At 28.0% G+C, this 21,130-nt stretch carries 9 protein-coding genes and 1 tRNA gene; all 10 read right to left on the minus strand.

Annotation, left to right across the window (positions count from 1 at the left end):
* The gene (locus tag ACXYRP_RS01525; RefSeq protein ID WP_458615075.1) at window positions 1-1,407 is read right to left on the minus strand and encodes a hypothetical protein; all 1,407 of its coding nucleotides are present in this window, start codon (window positions 1,405-1,407) and stop codon (window positions 1-3) included.
* Between the two features lie 100 nt (window positions 1,408-1,507).
* Window positions 1,508-2,164: a hypothetical protein gene (locus ACXYRP_RS01530; protein ID WP_458615076.1), complete on the minus strand. Its 657-nt coding sequence runs from the start codon at window positions 2,162-2,164 to the stop codon at window positions 1,508-1,510.
* Window positions 2,165-2,464: 300 nt separating this feature from the next.
* The gene (locus tag ACXYRP_RS01535; RefSeq protein WP_458615077.1) at window positions 2,465-12,490 is read right to left on the minus strand and encodes a GDSL-type esterase/lipase family protein; all 10,026 of its coding nucleotides are present in this window, start codon (window positions 12,488-12,490) and stop codon (window positions 2,465-2,467) included.
* A gap of 179 nt (window positions 12,491-12,669) precedes the next feature.
* Window positions 12,670-12,754: transfer RNA gene (locus ACXYRP_RS01540), tRNA-Leu, on the minus strand.
* Window positions 12,755-12,822: 68 nt separating this feature from the next.
* Window positions 12,823-13,086 carry an HPr family phosphocarrier protein gene (locus tag ACXYRP_RS01545; protein WP_435128905.1) on the minus strand — a complete coding sequence of 88 codons (264 nt, stop codon included), beginning with the start codon at window positions 13,084-13,086 and terminating at the stop codon, window positions 12,823-12,825.
* Between the two features lie 255 nt (window positions 13,087-13,341).
* Complete coding sequence (locus ACXYRP_RS01550; RefSeq protein ID WP_458615078.1) at window positions 13,342-14,664, minus strand: ABC transporter ATP-binding protein; 1,323 nt, start codon at window positions 14,662-14,664, stop codon at window positions 13,342-13,344.
* A complete protein-coding gene (locus ACXYRP_RS01555; RefSeq protein WP_458597595.1) occupies window positions 14,657-15,964 on the minus strand; it encodes an ABC transporter ATP-binding protein in 1,308 nt (435 codons plus the stop codon). Before ACXYRP_RS01555 ends, ACXYRP_RS01550 begins: the two co-directional genes overlap by 8 nt.
* Window positions 15,965-15,972: 8 nt before the next feature.
* A complete protein-coding gene (locus tag ACXYRP_RS01560; RefSeq protein WP_458615079.1) occupies window positions 15,973-17,025 on the minus strand; it encodes an ABC transporter permease in 1,053 nt (350 codons plus the stop codon).
* Window positions 17,026-18,081: an ABC transporter permease gene (locus tag ACXYRP_RS01565; protein WP_458615080.1), complete on the minus strand. Its 1,056-nt coding sequence runs from the start codon at window positions 18,079-18,081 to the stop codon at window positions 17,026-17,028.
* Window positions 18,082-21,123, minus strand: a complete 3,042-nt coding sequence (locus tag ACXYRP_RS01570; protein ID WP_458615081.1) for an ABC transporter substrate-binding protein — start codon at window positions 21,121-21,123, stop codon at window positions 18,082-18,084.
* Window positions 21,124-21,130 lie beyond the last annotated feature (7 nt).

Consider the following 21,130-nt stretch of genomic DNA (forward strand, 5'->3'; position numbering starts at 1 on the left):
TTACCCTAAATTATCTATTTTTGTATGATTAGGTAATTTTCTTATGTAAAATTGTTTGGTTTTTGGGTTATAAACTTTCCTAAGATTTCATAATCATAGTTGTATGTCAGATTTTTTCAGCATTTCATCTATATTCAGAACTTGCCCAGTGCTTAGGTTTTTAAAAACTAAATTTTTTCCTCCTACTCCACCGTTACTATAAAGATCAGTTTGTAGTGTCTCTTTTATAACAACTCATTCAACTTTCTTAATCTCATCAATTTCTTTTGAGATAGCAATTAATTTTGATTCAATACTAGATAAAAAATTATTTATTTTAACTGCTACATCGTTTGTTTGTTTTATTTCGTTAGCATTAGTATATATATCGAGTCCATCTAAGGCTAGTGATGGTATATGAATAAAAAGTGATTTGAGAAGTTTTGCGCTCCCTTCGATAGCGAATTTAAAAAAATGACCTTCCTTATAATTCTTTGCTGCTGAAAATATGTTAAGTGCGTATCCATCAATTACATTACGTGCATATCCATAACCATCATATACACTTTCACCAAGATTTTGTTTTGATGGTTTAAATATCTTTTGTAATTGCTTCATATTATTTAAATATACATCTCTTTGTGTTCTTATATTTGAGATTGCAATACTTAGACCAATTGATGCAGTCGTTGAAACTACTGTCCCGATGAAGCCTCAGTCCAAGCTAAAAAAACCTATTATTGTACTTATTACAGAAGCAACTGACATACTTACTTGTGCTGCTAATAATTTTTTTAGTGTACTATTTAAATAAACAAGATTATCATTTATATCTTTATAAATCGAATTTAATTGTTTTACTTGCTTTTCTAATTCAAAAAAGTGAATAGTTAATTTTTTTGAATTTTCTTGTTGGTTGTTAATATTTATTTGATAACCTTTTTCTCCATCTAAAACAATTTGCTGAATTTCTTGACTTGATCTATTTCTTCTTTTATAGTCTTCATATTTACTTCTTAAATCCGATTTGAAATTATTCAAGTCTTTTTTAAGTTTCTTTTTAAATTCTACGAATCCTTTATTGTTAATATAATCACTTAATCTACTTGCTTGTTGATTTGTAATTAACTTCTTTTGTTTATATATATTTATAAAGTTTTCAGATATTTGCTTAAAGTTTGAAAAAGTAATTTCTGTTGTTGCTTTTGTTACAGTTTTACTTTTTGAAACAATGCTTTCTGTAAGATTATCTAAAATTTTATTATTATCTTTGAATAAATCTTTTGTAAGCAAATCATCATTTATAAAATCTAATACAACTCTTTTTTCTTCATTTTGAACTTCTAATTTAACAATATGTGCTGGAACACCAGCAATACCACCCAAACCAGAAATTGGATCACCTAAATCAAATAGTAATTTTTTCATATTTTCCTTTATTATTTTATGTTTTCATTTTATCAAAATTCATAAAGTAGGACAAAAAGATTATCATAAATACCTGTTAATCCTTTCGTCCTACTTTGTATTAATTATATAACCCTTTTTTATTTATTCATTCATTTTTTAAATATAAAAATTGTTTATATAAATCTATATATATAAGGTTCCCGTTATGAACTTCTTTAAAATGATAACCTCAAGCAAAAAAATAATTCATAGCAATTATTTTTTGTTTTTTACTTGAATAGCCTATTAAATATTCATAATTTAACAAAACCTTCTTCTCACTTTCATAATCAATATGATAAATAGGTTTATTTTTAAAATAGTTGGTTTCAGTAATTCCATTTAAAAAGTACTCATCTTGATGAAATTCAAATTTTTCTATTAAATTTTCAATTATTACTTTAGATTTTCTGAGTGCCTTGGTATATAATTTTAAAAACTTAAAAGTAACAATAAAATATATTACATATATAATATCTATCATCCTTATATAATTTAAATTTATAATTTCAGAATCTTTCATTTCAAATATATTATATTTTATTGCAATTTGTAGAGATATTTCTAATATTAATATCGCAAAAATTAATGATGTTAGAATACCAATACCAATTTTTTGATGTGTTTTACTTTTTTTAAGAAATATTTTTGCACCTTCTTTAAATAAAATATTAGTGTTTTTTGCAGATTCTAATCTAGATAGTATAGTAATTTTATTAGTTACAAAATTAGTCATATTAAGCCTTATAAAACTTACAATACATAGTCAAGTACTTGGTACAGCAGAAAAAATAAAACTAAAAATAATTACCATAATAAATACAAAAGAATCTCAATCCATAAATATATTTCCTTATTACTTTATTTTATCAAATATTGCTATTTATTGGAAAATATTAAAAACTTTCCTTATTACCTTGTGCAATAAACAAGGGAAGAAAAATTAGCATAAATAGTTGTTAATCTTTTTACCATCATTATCCCATCATAAGTATATAAAAATACTAGTCATAGCTAGTATTTTTATATAGTATTCTTATCTTTTTAACGAACCACGAGCAATGGCTTCTTCTAAAACTTGTCGCATCAATTTACGAGTATGACGATCTCTTTGGGTAGGAGAATCATAGTAAATATAGGCTAATAATTGATCACTTCAATAATTTTTTATGCTTGTGCTATATGACCTATTTCCTAACACGAATTCTTTATTAAATCCTCCACGTCTTGCCATTCCCATTGCAACCTTTTGATCAGTTGTAAGTTTATTAAAAATGAGTTTATATCTAGAATCATTAATTGCTTTTTCAAAACCTGACCATAAACCACCCATAAAGTAACCTTCAACATCTAAACCTGAAAGATTTCAGAAAAGTTCACCTGTTACACCTGCTCCCGTATGGATAAATCATAAGATAAATGCTGAAAGTCTAAATAATAACCTGAATTCATCATTTTTATAAAAGTCTTTACCTATTTTATATTGTTTTTTGCTTAGTTTTACAATCATTTGACGATATATAGGTGCAAAAATTGAACCTAGTAAATCCGAAACTTTATCTCCGTTCCTGAATATCTCTGTTATTCCACCATATACTACTCCATATGGTGCTGGCACATCTTTTTTAGCATTTGGTGAGCTTGGTTTATTCGATGAACCCGATGCATTCGAATTACTTACAGGTTTCTTTTTAAGTATTAACGTATCAATAAAATGATAAATCCCGCCTCTTTTGTTCATATCACTAGTTTCAAATAAAGAATTTAAAAAGCGAACATAATTTTCATCACCAATTGCATCTGCAATAAATGCAATTAGATTAGCTTGACTGCCCATTTTACCTATATCAATGTTTTTATGATCATTAGTTAATATCATGTATAAAGCACCATCTAAAAAAGCACGTTTTATATAAGCAAAATTATCTTTATTTTTACTTAATTGTATTTTTTTAATGTTTTCATATATGTTATTAACTATTATAGGTAATTCAGGACGTTTTACTAATGCTTTCATAAGGTTACTTATAACATTTTGGTATAAAGTTAGATGCTTGTTTTCAGTAAGATTAAATCCTACATTACGAAGTTTGGCAATCATCACTTGTGCAAGTCCTTTAGCAATTCTTGGATCAGGGTTAGACAATGTTTCTTTAACTCATGTAGTAAATTTAGATTTAAAATCTTTTGAATTAGGTGATTTAAATAAGATATTTATCGCTCCAAATCAATCATCAGCAATTTGATAATCATTTCCACGATCAACAAAATCACCTATGACCATATTAATAATATCACGGATATTTTTGTTTTGTAAAGCTAAAATAATTGTGTCATTAATTACACTTGGATCATTGAAAACTCCGTCTTCAACTAAAACCTTTGAAAGGTTAAGATCGTGAATTACTTTAGTTATTTTAGTCTTATCATCTAACAGGTTTGATACTAAATTTACCAATAACTCCTTAGCACCAACTTTATGCTGTGTAATAACATGATCGTTAATAACTTTTTTAATAAATGGAAAATCAGTAACTTTTATCGTTTGTAATGCATTAGCGATAAACTTAGATTTAAATCCATTAAAATCATTAACCTGTTTAATGGTTTGTACCATTGAATCAGCAAGGTTATCAAATACACCAATTCGATTAAACATATTGCCAAAATCATTTGCGAATGCTTCGATAAAGTCATTAATATTAGTTGATTTCTTAACATTTAAAAATGATACTGCTTTTTCAATCACTGATTTAATTGCTGTTTTAGTTGCAGCTGATGATAAACCATCTAAAGCAAGTTTTTTAATTGAATTTTTAAACTCACTTTCATTTGCTGCTACTGAAATATATTTTTTAAACACATCGAAAAAAGTGTTTGAATAAGCAAATGTATTTACATTATTTATGTAGTATTTAGCAATATTTGTAATTAAGGTTTTTAATGTATCTACTTTTAAAGCAGAATTAATTAAATTAGTAAATTCGCTTTGTGATAAAAATCCATTTGTAATAAATGCTTGTGTTTTTGCATCAAAAGAGTTTCAAATAAATCCACCAAAATCAACTTTCTGTATTGTTAATTTAACTATATTTTCAACTAAAACAATAAAATCATTTTTGTTTTGTTGAACACCATTTTCTCGAACTACATCGTTAAGTAAATCAATGATTTTTGCTTCATAATCATGAGATGAAACAAATAACTTGAAACTTTCTATTAATTTATTTAATACACTATTAAAATCAAAATTAAGTCCATTTCTTGCTACTTCATCAACTGATGAATCAATTAATAAATCTGTAACAGGAACATAATGATTAACTTCTTTAATTGCACCTAATAAAGCTTTTACTAAGTCTTCTTTATGTGATACATTAATTAATAATGCAGCAAAGTCTGAGTGTTCAAGTTTATGAATAGCAAATTTAGCAATAAGGTTCTTGATATCATCATTTTTATAAAATAGAGATATTAATTTCTTGCCAATAGTTTTTAATGAATTTTTAAAATCATCATTATTGAATATATTTTTAATTAATTCAGAAAGATTATGTGAGTTTTTAATAACATCATATCTACTTATAACATTATCTAATAAAGTTGCTATTCTTAATTTAATTTCATTATTTTTTAACAAACTTTTAATTACTTTTTTAAGTAACTCTACATCAATGCCATTGCTTGTATATGAATTTGGGTTCTTGAAAATATAAGCAAACATTTGATCGACAAATGCATCATTTTCACTTATTGAGTTATATAAAGCAACACCAATTTGTACTACTGTATTTTTATGATTTTTAATATTTTCGAATGTTTGTAATGCTGCAATTAAAACATTATCATTAAATACAAACAATTTTGGTATTTCAACTTTTAATTTTGCTGCATATGCTGCAAATGAATCCGTTGATGCAAATGTATCAGTTAATAAGTTAATTAAGGGTTGATATACATTAATTTTTTGTAAAAATGGAATTATTGAAGAAATTAAATCATGAATTAATGAAATCTTATTAATACCAGCAAGATTTAAGCCTAATTGAGTTATTCATTTATCTAAAACACTTGCTAATATATTTGAAACCGTTGTGTTGGTTAATATATTTTGAATTCCATTTGCAAAACTTGTTTTAACAAAATTTGCTATATTGGTATTTTGTAGTAAATTCTTAATTAAAGCAAAAGGGTTGTTTAAATATGTGATTCAATCGGTATTTTTAATCAATTCAGGTACAAATGTTTGCATTGCTTGAGTTGATAATGTATCGTTTAATACCACTTTTACAAGTTGTTTAATATCATCTTTTGAAATAATCGATAGTATTTGTTGGTTATTAATTGAATCGATTGCAGAATTGATAAATTTATCAAAATATCCATTATTTTTTAAATGAATTAACAGTTGTGTAACAACCTTAATAAAGGATTCTTTATGTGTGGTAATAACGTTTGTAGCAAGTAGTGAATCTACATATTGCTTAGGATTTTTAAATACTTTTTCAGTAATAATTTGTGATATTTGATTAGGTATTTGAGCAATTTTTACTAATACATCATCAGTACTTGAAGCAGCTTGTTGCAAAGTTTCAAATACTTTTTCGATAATCGGATCAATTAAACCGATGTGATGCACAACATCTTTGATATTACTTACAAAAGCACGAATAAATACTTCATTTTCTGTTACATTTACACCATTTTGAACAAGTAAATTCTTAATGAGTTCATAAAGCGAATTATTGATATCAGAATTTTGTAATAAATCATCAATAAATGCTTTTAAATCAACTTTTATAGAATTTATATCTATAACTGTTAATAATTTTTTAAATAAATCATTATATGAAGTAACATTTTCAAATTCGTTAATATGTTCAATTAATTTACTAAATGTTGCATTAATTAAATTGTGAAAATGAATGTTCTTCAACATTGCTTTAGCAACATCTGAAAGTTGACTTAATCCGATAAAGTTTTGAATCTGTGTTTTTGTAGCAGTTGGTAAATTATTTATCAATTCATCAACAAAACTTCCATCACCTAATTTTGTAATTATATTAGTTATAATAGTGATAATATCGGTTTTATTTTCAGTAAATAATCCAGATTTAATTACTGCTTTTAATAACTTAATAATATTTTCTTCTTGCTTATTATCCTTGTTTAAACGAGCTTTAAATCCATTTAAAATCGCATTAGCAATACTTGTAAAATTAAAGTTTAATCCGTTGTTTTGCAACGATGCATAAATTACTTCAAAAGTCAATTCACTTATATCAAGTTGACTATCAACTATATCGTATATCTTGATGATGTTTTCAGCGAGTTTATTTTTATCATTTACCCCTTTTAAATATGGTTGCAACACTTCCTTATTTAAAAGTGATATTACAAGTGATTTTAGTTTTTCTTTAACAGATGCTTTTGAAACAAATTCTTTGATTAAAGCTACTACTTTTTCTTTAATAGAATCTTTTAATCCAGTAATATTAAAAATTGCTTTAACTAACTGGTTATATGAATCAGGTGCTTTTAATGATGAAATATGATCAATAGCACTATCACCAAGTGATTTAATGATTTCTTTAGTTTTTGAATCTTTAAGTATAGTTTTAATCAAATCTCTTAAAGCACCCTTTGTAAATCCTAGGGTAGTTTCTACTGAATCAACCGAGATTTTTTCTGCTAATGCTTGTGTATTAGCATCTGTTCAATATTTATCTAATAATTTGTTAAAAATTTGTTTTAGTCAATTGTGCTGATTTTGCACAAATTCTGAATTTAACAATACTTTTACAAATGCATAATTATTTAAATCAATTGCTGATAATAATTTATTTGTAAATAAACTAATTAATTCATTTGTATTAGTTGTTTTATTAATTTCAGCTACTGGTATAGCAAGTATTTTATCAATAATCGAAACATTACTATCAAGGTTATTAATAGCCTTAAGTAATGGGTTTAATTGATTTAATTGTTCATCACTTAATTTTTGCGATGCATCTATAATCTGATTTGAAACTAATGCATTATTTATGATATCCTTAAAGATTAAAATGTTGTTAACAAGACTATTAAAGATATAGTTAGCAACCGTTGCTGTATATGCTGGATATTTTTTAACTGCATCTGAGTTATAAAGTTTTTTAACTAAATTATGTAAGTTTTCAATAACTTTGGTTTGCAACTGTGATGCTAATGAAGTTTTTAAAGTTGCTACTCTTTGATCAAAAACTGATTCAGAATCATCAAAGAATGTTTTTAAGTTATTTGCAACTAAGTCAATAATTCCTAATTCTTTTGCTCATGAATATGCTTCTTTGAGAAAAATATTTAAAAACTGATGAGTTTGTGGATCATTATAAATTTCAACAAAGTTAAATTTTATAACATTCGATAGAATGGTATTAATATTTGATACCAAGCTATCATCATTTAAAATTTCATCGATTCAAGTTGTTAAACTAGTTTTTAGTTGTTCTCCGTTAATAGATTTAACAACATGATTCAATAAATCTTTGATACTGTTTATTGATTTAAGATTTTGGATGTTATCTAAAATGTTATCAACAATTCCTTTAAATAAATTTTTAGTAGATTCTTTATTTAAAAATGAATAAATAATTTGATAACTTATTTGTTCTGATGCATATTTATTAACTTCTGCTAATGTTGCTTGTGGAAGTAAATTTAAAATTTTTGAACCTAAATGTTCATCTGTTTTAAAATGGTCATATACATTAACAAAGATTTGCTTTAAATCATTTTTATGACTTGAAATGAAATTATCTGGCAACCCTTTAATTAAGGTAATAACTTTTTGAGAAATCACATTTGAACTAAACTCGGATGCTATTTCATTTGCAAATAAATTAAGTATCTTTATAGGATTAGTATTTCTTGATTTTTGATATAAATCCAATGCTTTAAATAAATGTTCTACAACTTTTAAATTATCAAATTGTGATAATAAATAGTCTAATAAATCAGAAATAAGTTGGTTTTTATTAGTAGTATGTGCAAAGATTCATAAATTACCTATTTTTTCACTAATAATGTTTGCTAATAACTTCTTCAATGTAGCGTCGGTTTTATATTCATTAATAATGTTGGTAATCGATTCTTTGTTTGAACTTATAAAGTTAGTGTCTTTTAAAAATAGATTAATTATGTCTATTCAACTATTTGCATTAACAAACTCTTGAGAGTGATCTATGATAAATGCTGTAAAATTGGTAAATATAGAGTTAAACGCAGTGTTTTTGATTATCTTATCAAACAAAGTCTTTGATTCTGTCTTAGTAAGTCCTAAAACACTCTCTGGAAGCATTTTTTCAAGTGCTGCTGAAGCATATTGATCTTTAAATTTAGCAAAAACTTTATTAATCAACTCTTTTAATAATTCTTTATTTGTAGTAAATAAAGGGGTATTTAATAAAAGTTTATATAAATCAAGATCGCTAAAGTCAAATAATGATATTAATTGCGGTAGTTTTGATAATAATGAATTTACATCATCAGAAGTTGTAACAAGTTCAATAACTTGTTCAATTAAAGGATTTAATTTATTTAATGACTTAAGTACACTTAAAGCACTTGGATAAACAGAATTAAGAACAGGTAAAAACTTTTGATCAAGAGCGAAACCATTTGCATTTGCAACTTCATAAATTATCTTAGTGGTTGTTTTGGTTAAATCGTTATTATTAATTACATCTAAAAGAATCTCTTTAATTTCTTTGTTTATAACTTCTTTAACTTTTGGTTCTTTTAAAAGAATTGAAACAAGTTCTTTTGGTGATGATAGTTTATCAAGTAAATCAGGATTCTTTAAAACACTTTCTAAAAGCGCAACTACTAACTTCATTGTTTGTGGACGATTTATAACATTTAAAGTTAATTGCAGAATTTCATTTTTATCAACATATTTTGCTATTTGTGGTTTATCAAGCAAGTTGCTTAATAATGATGTTATACCATTTGAAAGCACACCTGATTCTTTTAATGAATTTAAAACGACAGCAGCGGTATTTAACACACCATTTGGATTATCTTTAATTCATTTTTGATTCAATAAATCCTTAATTTGAGTAATTGTGTTAGTAGTGTATTTATTTTTAATGATTGCAAAAATTGCATCCGGGATTTGAGCAAGAATTTTTATTGGTTCATTCGATGTTTTAACTGCCTTAAGTTTATCAATAAATGCATCAATAATCGGATTGATAAGTTGTTGTTTTTGGATATATGGGATGATATTTTGTGAAAAATCACTTATAAACTTGATATTATCTGAATTCTTAATATCTATCCCAAATGTAGTAAGCGATGTATACATTACATCATTGATGATTTGTGGTAATTCATTATTAGTTAAAATATTATTAAAAATTGCAATTAATTGTGGTTTAAGATTATCAATTGGTAAATGTTGTATTGCTTTAGCAATTAAATCATTTAGGCTTTGCGCTTTATTATATTCAGCAGTATTATTTAAAATCGCATCTAAGGTTGCTTTTAAAATATCAAGTATTTGTGGTTGACTAAATACTAAATTAATTAACTTATCAAGTGATTTAGTTGGGATATATTTTGCAACCGAACTATTAGCAAAAAGGTTAGATACAGATTTTGAAATCCCTTTTAATGTATTTAAATCTAAGGCATTACTGATAATTTGTTTTATAAATGCTTTATGATGCTGCAATAAATCAGAATTTAAAATCGTTTTAATAAAATCAAGTAATTTTGGTTCATTTTGCGATCCAATAAATTCTGTTGTAATTAAAGATCTTAATGCTACTGAAAATAAATCACCGATACGGTTGTATCCGTAATATGGAAAACTATTCAATGTATATGAGGTAAATTTATCAATTAGTTGTTGGTTATCATTAAGTTGTTTTAATAATTTAATTAAATCATTTATAACAACATTTACTTCATCAGATGTGATATTTGCTGTTAAATTATTTTCTTTTAAAAAGTTATAAAGAAATTCTGAAGCAACTGCCTGTAGTTTAGGACTAGTTAAAAACTCGAATAATAAGGCATTAAGATGACTAGAAATGCGAGTATTGATTTGTGGATCTTTTAGTATATTTGAAAACACATCAGATAAATTTGAAACATCTGTAAAGTTATCTGGATGTAAAGCATATGAATCCGCAAATGCTGAAACTAGTTCTTTAAGATGCTCAGAATTTAAAACAGAATCAAGTATTGATGAAATATCAGATTCTTTAACATTATATTTTTTAATTGGTGCTAAAATCGCATTCATTATAGCAGATTTTACATTTGGTCCGAATACCTTAATTGCATTATTTAAAATGGTTTTTAAAGCATCAGCAAACTCTGTTTTATACTCTTTAACCATATCACTTGAAGCAACAGCAGAAATTACTATAGCAAGGTTATCTATATTTAAAATAGAGTATTTAAATGCTGCAGAAACATTATCTAAGGTAAGTTGATTTTGTTCTTGATATTCTTGTAGTTGAGTTTGCAAGTTATATAAAATTCTTTGTAAAGTATTTGAACGAAGTAATGATTCAACTAATGAGTCCTTAGCAAATTTACCACTAGCAACTTTTTTATTAAACAACTTTGCTAACTTACGCTCTGGATCTAAAACATTATAAATAGAGTTATTAGTTAAAAAATCAAACGCTTCGCGAGTTAGATAAGAAAAAGTTTCAGTTAATTCTGCAATGCGATTTCCAAAATTATATATATCTCTTTTGTCATCAATTTCTTGTTCATAATTATTTTCTACATCTAAATATGAAGCAGTGTTTGGTCCAAAAAGTTGTGAATTAGGAATAATAGGTTGGATTTGGTATGTTGCACTATTGGCATCAAAATCCAAATATTCTTGTGAAAAATCATACCCTTTATAATCATTAATATTTAGTGATGGATTAGTGATTTTTAAATATATATCCATTGCCATTTTTTTGTATCCAAAAGTATTTGGATGGATATCGAAAAAGATAGTAGATAATTCGGAAGCATGTTTATTTCAATAATCATTATTAACAGGTTGGATAAAGTTAATTTTATTAATAATCGCAGTCTCTCGAATTCCTTTGTTTAAAACATTTACCAAGATATCAAGTGGTGAAAAATCTAAACTTCCACCTAATAACTTAGCTACATATTCTTTTATCACATTGGCAATTGATAACATCGGAGTAGGATAACCGATAAAGTTTATATTAGCATTTGGAGCGAATTGTTTTAAATTTGCTACGAATGTTGTAAGTCTTTTTTGTGTTTCTCTTAACGCATTATTAAATAACTTGTTTATTAAAACAACTGCATCAGAAATAATTGCTTGACCTTTTAAATAATTTTTTATTAAGTTAGTTACATCATCAGTTGCTAAGTTTTGGAATAATAGAAACAAGATATCATTAGCAGATAACGAAAAAGTAACCAAGTTTGCTTGTTGTAACTTGTCTTTTATTTGTTGAGCTTTTGCTTGTCAGTCATTTCCAAAAATACTTAATGTATCTTCATCCTTAACAAGTGAATCATCATAAGGGATTCCAAGTAACTTGATTCAATCAAGTAATCGAGAACCAGATACGGCAAAATTATTAAATGCTATAACACGGTGGTTTTGATTTAACAAACGAGCTAAGTATGCAGGATATGAAACACCCGAAATACTTCCATCACTTTCTAATTGACCAGGATATGATTGTGGCAAGGTTCCATCAAATCCTTCAGTAATCGAATCACCAATCGCTACATAACGAATATCTTCATTAGCAGGAATAAAATGTTCTGATTTTTTACGTTTTGCCTCATCAATATGGTCAAATTTTTGATCACCTAAAATATTTAAATTTGACAATGTGCTCTTAGGTGGTTGTACAGGTTGTTGTGGGAGTTGAGTATTAGGTATAAGAACTGGTTTTTGATAAAATTCCTTGCCTCCACGAGGTAATTCTTCAGAAGAACCTGGTGCCTTACATGCAACTGCAATAGTAGTAGCTGCTAATAAAAGGGTGGAACTTGTTATAAGAAACTTTCTTTTTTTCATACTTCCTTTCACTTCATTATATATTTTATATATAATGACTTTTTTATATAATACCACATTTATCCAAAAAAAGAATGATTATTGGTCGCTAAATACAAGCAAAAAGCACACATATAAAGATTGAAAAGAAAATTCAATCCTTGTATGTATGCTCTTAATATAACTAATTTGATAAATTTTGGTGCCCAAGACAGGACTTGAACCTGCACGGATTGCTCCACTAGATCCTTAGTCTAGCGTGTCTGCCAATTTCACCACTCGGGCTTTTTGTTTTTATATTTTAGCATATTTTTACAAAAAAGTTAAAAAAATTAAAACGCAAAGCATTTTAATTAAATTAATTCGTTCTTTACAAATACATCATGAATGGCATCAAATGCTTCTTGTTCATCTTCACCCATAACTTTAACAGTTACTTCTGCTCCACATTTAACACCTAAAGACATAATATTCATAATTGATTTTAAATTCGCTTCACGTCCACCTGATTGTAATTTAATATCAGATTTATATTTTGAAGCTACAGTTACAAGAATTGAAGTAGGACGTGCATGAAGTCCAATCGGATCAACTATTTTAGCTGTAAATTCTTTCATAATAGCCTTTCATTATTTTATTAAATATTGCTACAAATGATAGCATGAATAAAATTTTATACTTTTTTTACTGTTTTTCACTAAAATAAAGTAATATTTTGTTAAATATTTATCATATTTGTGGAATAAATCGCATATTTTATGTGATTTGAACTTTTTCACCTTGTATATAGACATAAAAGTAATATAGTTATGAAAATAAAGTGATTTATTTGTTTACGATAGAAACAAAAAAACCTTGCAAAAACAAGGTTTTTAATATTTTCCTGCTTGTCAATCTGCAACTTCTTGAGCAGTTCCGAGCACAAAATGATCATCGTTTATTTTAATTCATTCAGGTTGGTTATTTTCATCATATTTATGCATATTGATATCATAAACATATCCAACCAAACTTCCTTTGCTTCCTTCAATTGAAGGAACTGCATTAAGTAAGCTTTTGGTATATGGATGCAATGAATGATTCATAATTTCTTCGGTTTTTCCTACTTCTAACAATCTTCCTTTATTCATAACAGCAATTCGATCAGAGATATATTCTACCATACGTAAATCATGTGCTATGAATAAAATTGTAAGTTGATACTTTTCTTTTAATTCATTGAAAATATTAACCACCTGCGCTTGTATAGACACATCAAGTGCTGAGATAGGTTCATCTGCAACCAATAGCTGCGGACGCAGTACAACAGCACGAGAGATACCAATTCTTTGTTGTTGTCCACCTGAAAATTCTAATGGATATCTACGCAATACTGATTCATCTAAACCAACAGATCTTAATATATCACGAACTAATAAACGCTTACATTCTTTTTCAGTATGTTTACTTAATTTATCACGTTCTGCTCTAAGTTCATCAAATAGTTTAGTTATATGTGGTTGATTTAATTTAATCACTTGGTTATATAAATCTACAAAGAATGCTTGATATGAAATATCTTCATTGGTTGCTATTTTAATATCTAATTCTTTTTCATAATTTCCAAAAAATTGTGGGTGGTTTTGTTGTGAAAACTCTTTATATAATTTTACTTTTGCTTCTTGATCATAGTTATACAAGAAAATTTCTTTTGCATTTTTGGTATTAGTTAAACCTTCTGAAACAATTGCTTCAACATTAGCATGTGGATTTAACGAGTTGGCCGGATCTTGAAAAATCATTTGAACTTTGTTGGTTAAAAAGTTTTCAATTGCTTTATATTCAGCAAGTTTTTTACCTACTTTGAACCCACGAGTAAGTTTTCTCGGTAAGGTTTTATCAAGTAGTTTAATTTCACCAAAGCTATAAGGAACCAATCCCACTAAAGCACGACCGATGGTGCTTTTACCACTCCCTGATTCGCCAACAAGTCCTAAAACTTCACCTTTATAAATGTTTAAATTTAAATCACTGACTGCTCTAAATGCTTTAATTCCACTTCCATAAGTGATATCAACATTGCGCATAGTTACTAATTCACTTTCACCATGCTTTGGGCGTAGCATTTCTGCTACACCTTTAGTTTGAGTTCGTCAAACTTCTTTTTCACCAAATAAGAATCTTTTAACTTTATATAATGTTCTTTCGTTACTCATTTTCAGCTAAAAATTCCTTTCATAATCTTTGGATAAGTTCAGGTGGTTGGTATTTTGGAGCTTGTGGATCTAATAAAGCAGACTTAACACGGTGAGTCTCTGAAACATAATAAAAATCTGGTTCAATTTCAAAGTCACGCCCTAATGCATAATCATTTCTTACCGCAAAAGCATCACCTTTGATGTTATTTAAACTTGATGGTACACTTCCACGGATGGTTGATAAACGACTTCCTTTGTTAACATCGGGCATGCTAAGGATTAACCCCCATGTATATGGATGCTGTGGATAGTGTAAAATTTCATGTGCTGTTCCTTCTTCTATGATTTGTCCTGCATACATAATAGAAATGTAATCTGAAATCGATGCAACAACACCTAAATCATGGGTAATAAATACGATAGATAACTTTAATTTAGTTTGTAAATCTTTAATAATGTCTAAAACTAATGCTTGCACAGTTGGATCAAGGGCAGTGGTTGGTTCATCCATAACTAGAATTTTTGGTTCTAATGCAACTATTGCAGCAATAACTACCCGTTGAACCATACCACCAGACATTTCATGTGGATATAACTTCATAACTGCTTCAGGATCATTTATTTTAGTTAGTTTTAAAAACTCTACAGCACGATCATAAGCTTCTTTACGGGTTTTAACAACCTTATTTAACAGCATCCCTTCCATAATTTGTGTTCCTACTTTCATTGTAGGATTAAGTGTTGACATTGGGTTTTGGAATACAGCAGAAACTACACGACCACGATAATGTGAGCGCTCTCAATCGCGAAATGAGAATTTTTCAACATTATTGTTGTATAAAAGAATTTCTCCACCATCGATAACAGCATTATCACCAGTAAGTCCATATAGAAGTGATGTTATTACTGATTTTCCTGATCCTGATTCACCGATAATTGCATGAACTTTACCTTCATAAACTTGCAAGCTTGTTCCACGAAGCACAATATTTTTTTCTCCTGGACGAGCTGGGTTAGTAAAAGAAAGTTTAATATCTTTTATTTCTGCAGCAATTTTTAATTTACTTCCATCTTCAAAAGTTCGGTATTGTACATTTTTATAAAAATTATCTCAATTGAAATAAGAACGTTTGAAACGGGAAAATAAAGAAAATTTCTTTTGTTTTTTTGAAACTTGTTGTTCATAGGTTTTTGTATCAATGTTAGTTTGTTGATTTAAAGATTCTTGATTTTGGTTTTTTAAACTTAAATCATTAGTAGTTTTGTTAGTTTTTGTATCAAAACGTCTAAATCATCTACTATTTTGTTCTTTTCTCACAATAACCTCTATCTTTGACGTCTCAAGGCATCTTGGACGCTCGCTCCTATTAATTGCACACTAGTTGTAATTAAAATCAACATTGTCGATGGAACAAAAACATATCTTAAATAGGTAGGAAAGACCTTTTGACCTTCTGAAATAAGGTTACCTAAGGTTGGAACGTCATCAATTGCTAAACCAATGAAAGCTAATGATGTTTCTGAAAGCACTACCCCAGGAATTGTAAATACTAACTGAGTAATCAGTATTGGCAAGATAACAGGAACATAATTTTTAAGAATTTTTCATGCTGGTGTACCTAAAACTCTCGAAGCTGCAACTCACTCAAAGTGTTTTGCGCGCTTAACTTGAGCACGGATTTGATTAGCCATTCCTGTTCATGATGTAAATGATAAAGAAAAAACAATTACTCAGAAACTTGGACTAACAACAATTGTCATTAAAATCAAAATAATGATTGTCGGTACTACTGAAATAACCTTAATTATAAATGTCATCACACGATCAAAACGTTCATATTGACCCATTAAAATCCCAATGGTAAGTCCGATGATAACTTCGATAAATGTAACAACTAATGCTAATGCAATCGAGTATCGCAATCCGTGTCATAAACGTGCCCAAATGTCGCGTCCAATTGAATCGGTTCCAAAAATATGATAAATTCCTGTTTGCTCGTCTGTTTGGTTAAATGTTAAGAACCTTGCATCAACATTGGATAAGTTTGGATCTTGTGTAGTAAATGGGATAATAAATGATAAAAGAATAATCACGACTAATAAAACAAAACCAAATACACCTGCAAAACTCTTTGAATAACGATATACAAATTCTTTAAATACCTTCGTTTCTGCACCCATATGTGCATCAGCATGGAAATCAAAAGTTTTACCTACTATTTTTCATGCTTGATATTGAAACGGTTGCAATATCATACTTGGAGCAGCATCCTTAGTTAGTTCATTTGTTGGACCAAGTTGTTGACGTTGCTTTAATTTAGTTAAATACTTTTTAAAAGAAGACACTAATTTAGATTCTTTTTTATCATTGAATGCCAATTATGCCCCCTTTCTACGCACTCTTGGATCTATAACTTCATATAAGATATCACGAGTTGCATAAGATAAAATAGTAAGTAAAGTAAACATTATAATTAAGAATAAAATCACATTATAGTCTTTTGTTTGAATTGCTTGTAGTAATGTTGCACCAGAACCAGAAATAAAGAAGATTTGCTCAATGAAGATACTTCCGATAAATGAACCGAAAATAACAGCAGGGAAGAATGTCGCGATCGGGAAGAGTGAAGGTTTAAGTGCATGTTTTCATACAAAACGGTTTTTTGATAATCCTTTTAAATATGCAAATTTAGCATGCACTGAGTTTAACTCACGATTTAATTCGGTACGAATATATTTGATATATACAATGATACTTCCAAGAGAAAGCGCTAATCCAGGTAGGATATATGTTATGAAATTATGTTGAGCGAAGATATATGGTAAGTTAATTAAACGACCGATAAATACTAATATTAAAGCAAAAATAATCGAAGGAACCGATGAAAAAATACTTACTAACACAGTTGATACATTATCAACTATTCCGCCTGGGTTTTTACCAACTCATATTCCTACAGAAATTCCTATTACAACAGTTAATAATACTGAAAAAATTCCTACTAAAAATGATTTATAGAAGCGCTCTCAAATAAATGAATTTATTTCTTGTGCAGGAAATAATGATAATGATATACCAAAATCTCCGCGAAAGAGTCTTACTATATAGTGTCAGTATCTTATAATTAACGGCTGATCTAAACCGTATTTTGCTTCTATTGCTTTTTTTGCTGCATCATCTAAACCAGCTGTTAAAGTATTTGAACCAGGAACGGCATTAATTAAAAAGAATGTAATAGTAATAACAATTAATCCAATAATAAAGAATTCGGCAATAATCTTAAAAAATCTTCAAGAAGAAATTAATAAAGGTGAATTAATGTTAAATAATTTCTCAACAAATGTTGCATCTTTAGTTCTTTTGTTTGAAAAAACTATAAAGTTATCATCAACATAAGTAGTTTTGTTATTTTCTTTTGTTTTAGATCATTTCATCTATTTTGCCCTCCCTCTTGGTAATCCTGGTTTTGGTGGTCTAGTAAAATCATATGCATATTGCAGTGCAAATGTATAAAGACTATCTACACCACCTAATCTGGTTATTTCTCAGTTGGTATCAACTTCCATTAATGGTACAACAATCGATGCATCACGAATGACTTTTTCAAGTTCTCCGATGAAGATGTACACATATTCTTGGGTTCATTTTAATTTTGCCTCAGCATTTGTAAAGTTTCCGGTAAAGAATGCATTTATTCTATCAGTATAACTTTGCGAATCTTCTTGTGGACGAATGAAAGATAAATCAATAAATTTACGTCAAAAATCTATTTTTGTATCAATCTTTCCTAATGATCACTGAATATGTAAGCGATCTGCAGTAGGGCGTGTAGCATCTGCTAATTTATCAATTCCCTCAAACATTAATAACAGTTCATTAAGAATTTTTTTCTTACGTCCTGCTTTAATATTCGGATTTTGAATTAGCATATATTCAATTAAATTTTTAATTAAACGGTCACTAAATGTTTTTGATGTGTCTTTGTTTAATTTTTCAATTAATGGTTTAACTGCTTCTTCAAAAGCTGTTATATGATTCTTATCTCCTTTTTTAGCTTTTTCATATGCATCTTTTGCGCTTTGTGATGCATTAACTAAAGCTAAAAACGGAGTTTGTAATTTTGTTTCGATGTAGTTATCTACATCTAAATTGGTTGCTTGCACATATAATTGGCGAATGTAATCTGCATATGTGTAAGAACCTACTGGGTTTGTTTTAAAGGCAATACTTTTTTGGTTAAAACTATCTATTTCATCGGGTTTGAAGAATACTGCAACATAGTCTTGAGCACTATTTCCACCTAATCTATCATAGTTTTGATAGATAATGTCGTATTTTCCTTCTTCAATAAATGAAGCAAATGAGTTTTCAGGTAAACTCTTAATATCAATGTTTACAAAACCATCGAAAGTTCTACCTAATATTTCTTTTAAGTATGCACCTGCTTTCTTTTGTTCATCACTAGAGTTGTTTAAGAATTTTAATGTTACAGATTTTAATGCCTTGTGTCTTGCTTTAAAACGTTCAATATAAAATTGTGCTGTTTTTGGTGCATATGTTTGATCATAACGATGTGTTTTCTCAAAAGTATATCCTTTTGAAAGATGAGTTACAAAATCATAATTTTGTAATGGGAATTTTACTCCATCTTTTGCATCACTACTCATATCTGAAAAGTAGGTTTCGATATTTTTCCCATCATATGTTCGATATTGTCCATATGCTGTTCAGGTGTTTACTGGAAATGAAAAGTCTCATCCAACTACTTTAAGCAGGTTTTCACGGTTTACTGCATAGAAAATTGCGTTTCTAAGGTCTTCATCTTGTATATAACTTTGTGCGTTTGTTTCATTATCAAGGTTAAATCCAAAAGCAATTGTTCCATAACCTGTGTTTTTATTTAGATATTTTTTGTATTCAGGGTTAGCAAAATATTGTGTTATTTTTTCAGCCGGAATATAAGTTTGTGAAATATAACCATCTTCAAAGAATGTTGCATTAGTGTTTCTGTCAGTTGAAAAATAAATTTTTATTCGGTTTGAAATGGTGTTTTCTGCATCGAAATAATCTGGATTTTTTTCTAACAATAATGATCCCTGTGGACCTAAAATAACATTTTCAGGTTTCATCAAAAATGGCCCATTTGTTAAAAAGTGTTGTTTTTGTGATCCGAAGACATCGATTCCACCTGCAACTGTTTCAATATACTTACGATTTACAGGGAAAAGGTGGAAGAAAATAGTAAATAGCATATATGATAAACCTGGTGTCTTGTTCTCATCAAAAATCATTGTAAAAGTATTTAAATTATTTGCTAATGTCTCAATTGTAGGTTTAATTTTTCTTGCATCTTCATCAAATTTAAAATTTTGGTAAGGATTTGCATAAACATTTTTTACTAATGTGCGAACAAAAGTCTTAGTTTTATCTTTTGGATCTCTGAATGTAAAACTTTGTGATTCTTTTTCAATCTTGAAATTAGGATTTAAATCCATACTCTCATTAACTTGTTCGAGACTATAATCTAAATATAACTGACCTGTATAAAAACCAAAATCTAATGCAGCTTTTTTGATTGCTTCAACTTCTTTTGTATCAGCAGGTACATTATTTTTTGAAACTTGTGATTGTCACTCTTTTTCACTTGGATCTTGAATGTAACTACCATCAGCTAATTTAATATATTTTCTACGGCCTCATGGATTTTTATATGGTACACCAAATTTATCAACATAGTCTTTTTGAGCAGCAACAAATTTCTCGGCCCCGCGAATTGAGTATTTTAATACAGAATCTAGTTTTTGTGATCCGGTATTAATATCCAAAATATATTCTAAATAATCGCGTAAATCTTGTGCTGTTGAAACATCTCCGTTACTTCAGCGATTTAATCCGTTGTTTAGAAATCCAGTTACTGCCATATAGTTGTTGCTGTTTTTTGGGTTAGGGAATGCATAAATACTTGCATTTCGTTGTGGATCACCGATTGTCGCACGCCCTAAACCACCAGTAATACCAAAGTCATGTAATCCGTATCAACTACCACGAACTCTACCAAAACCATCACTTTCTTCTAATTTATTTTTAAATTTGAAGAAATCATCAAAGTTTGAACTTGGTTCAGTTTTTTTATCTTCTGTTGTTTTAACAGTTCCATCGGTATCTACCATAACCATATTTAACGGACTTGTTTTAGTAATAGATTTTAAATCACTGTTTGGTCCACTTTTAAGAAATGAGTCGACTAATGAAGGTAATATTTTATCAACTGATTTATATTTTATATAGTTTAAGTTATTAATTGGTTCAGTTGCTAAACCAAGATCATAATCAATTACTGAATTTTGACTATGAACTTCATTTAGACTCTTTGTATTTGTTGTGTTATTTCCACTGGTGCTACACGCTATTGCTAGCAAGGATGCTGATGAAAGTGCAGCGGTTGTGGTAAATAAATATCATAACCTTTTTTTCAAATTAGCT

The sequence above is a fragment of the Mycoplasma sp. 5912 genome (assembly GCF_054353835.1).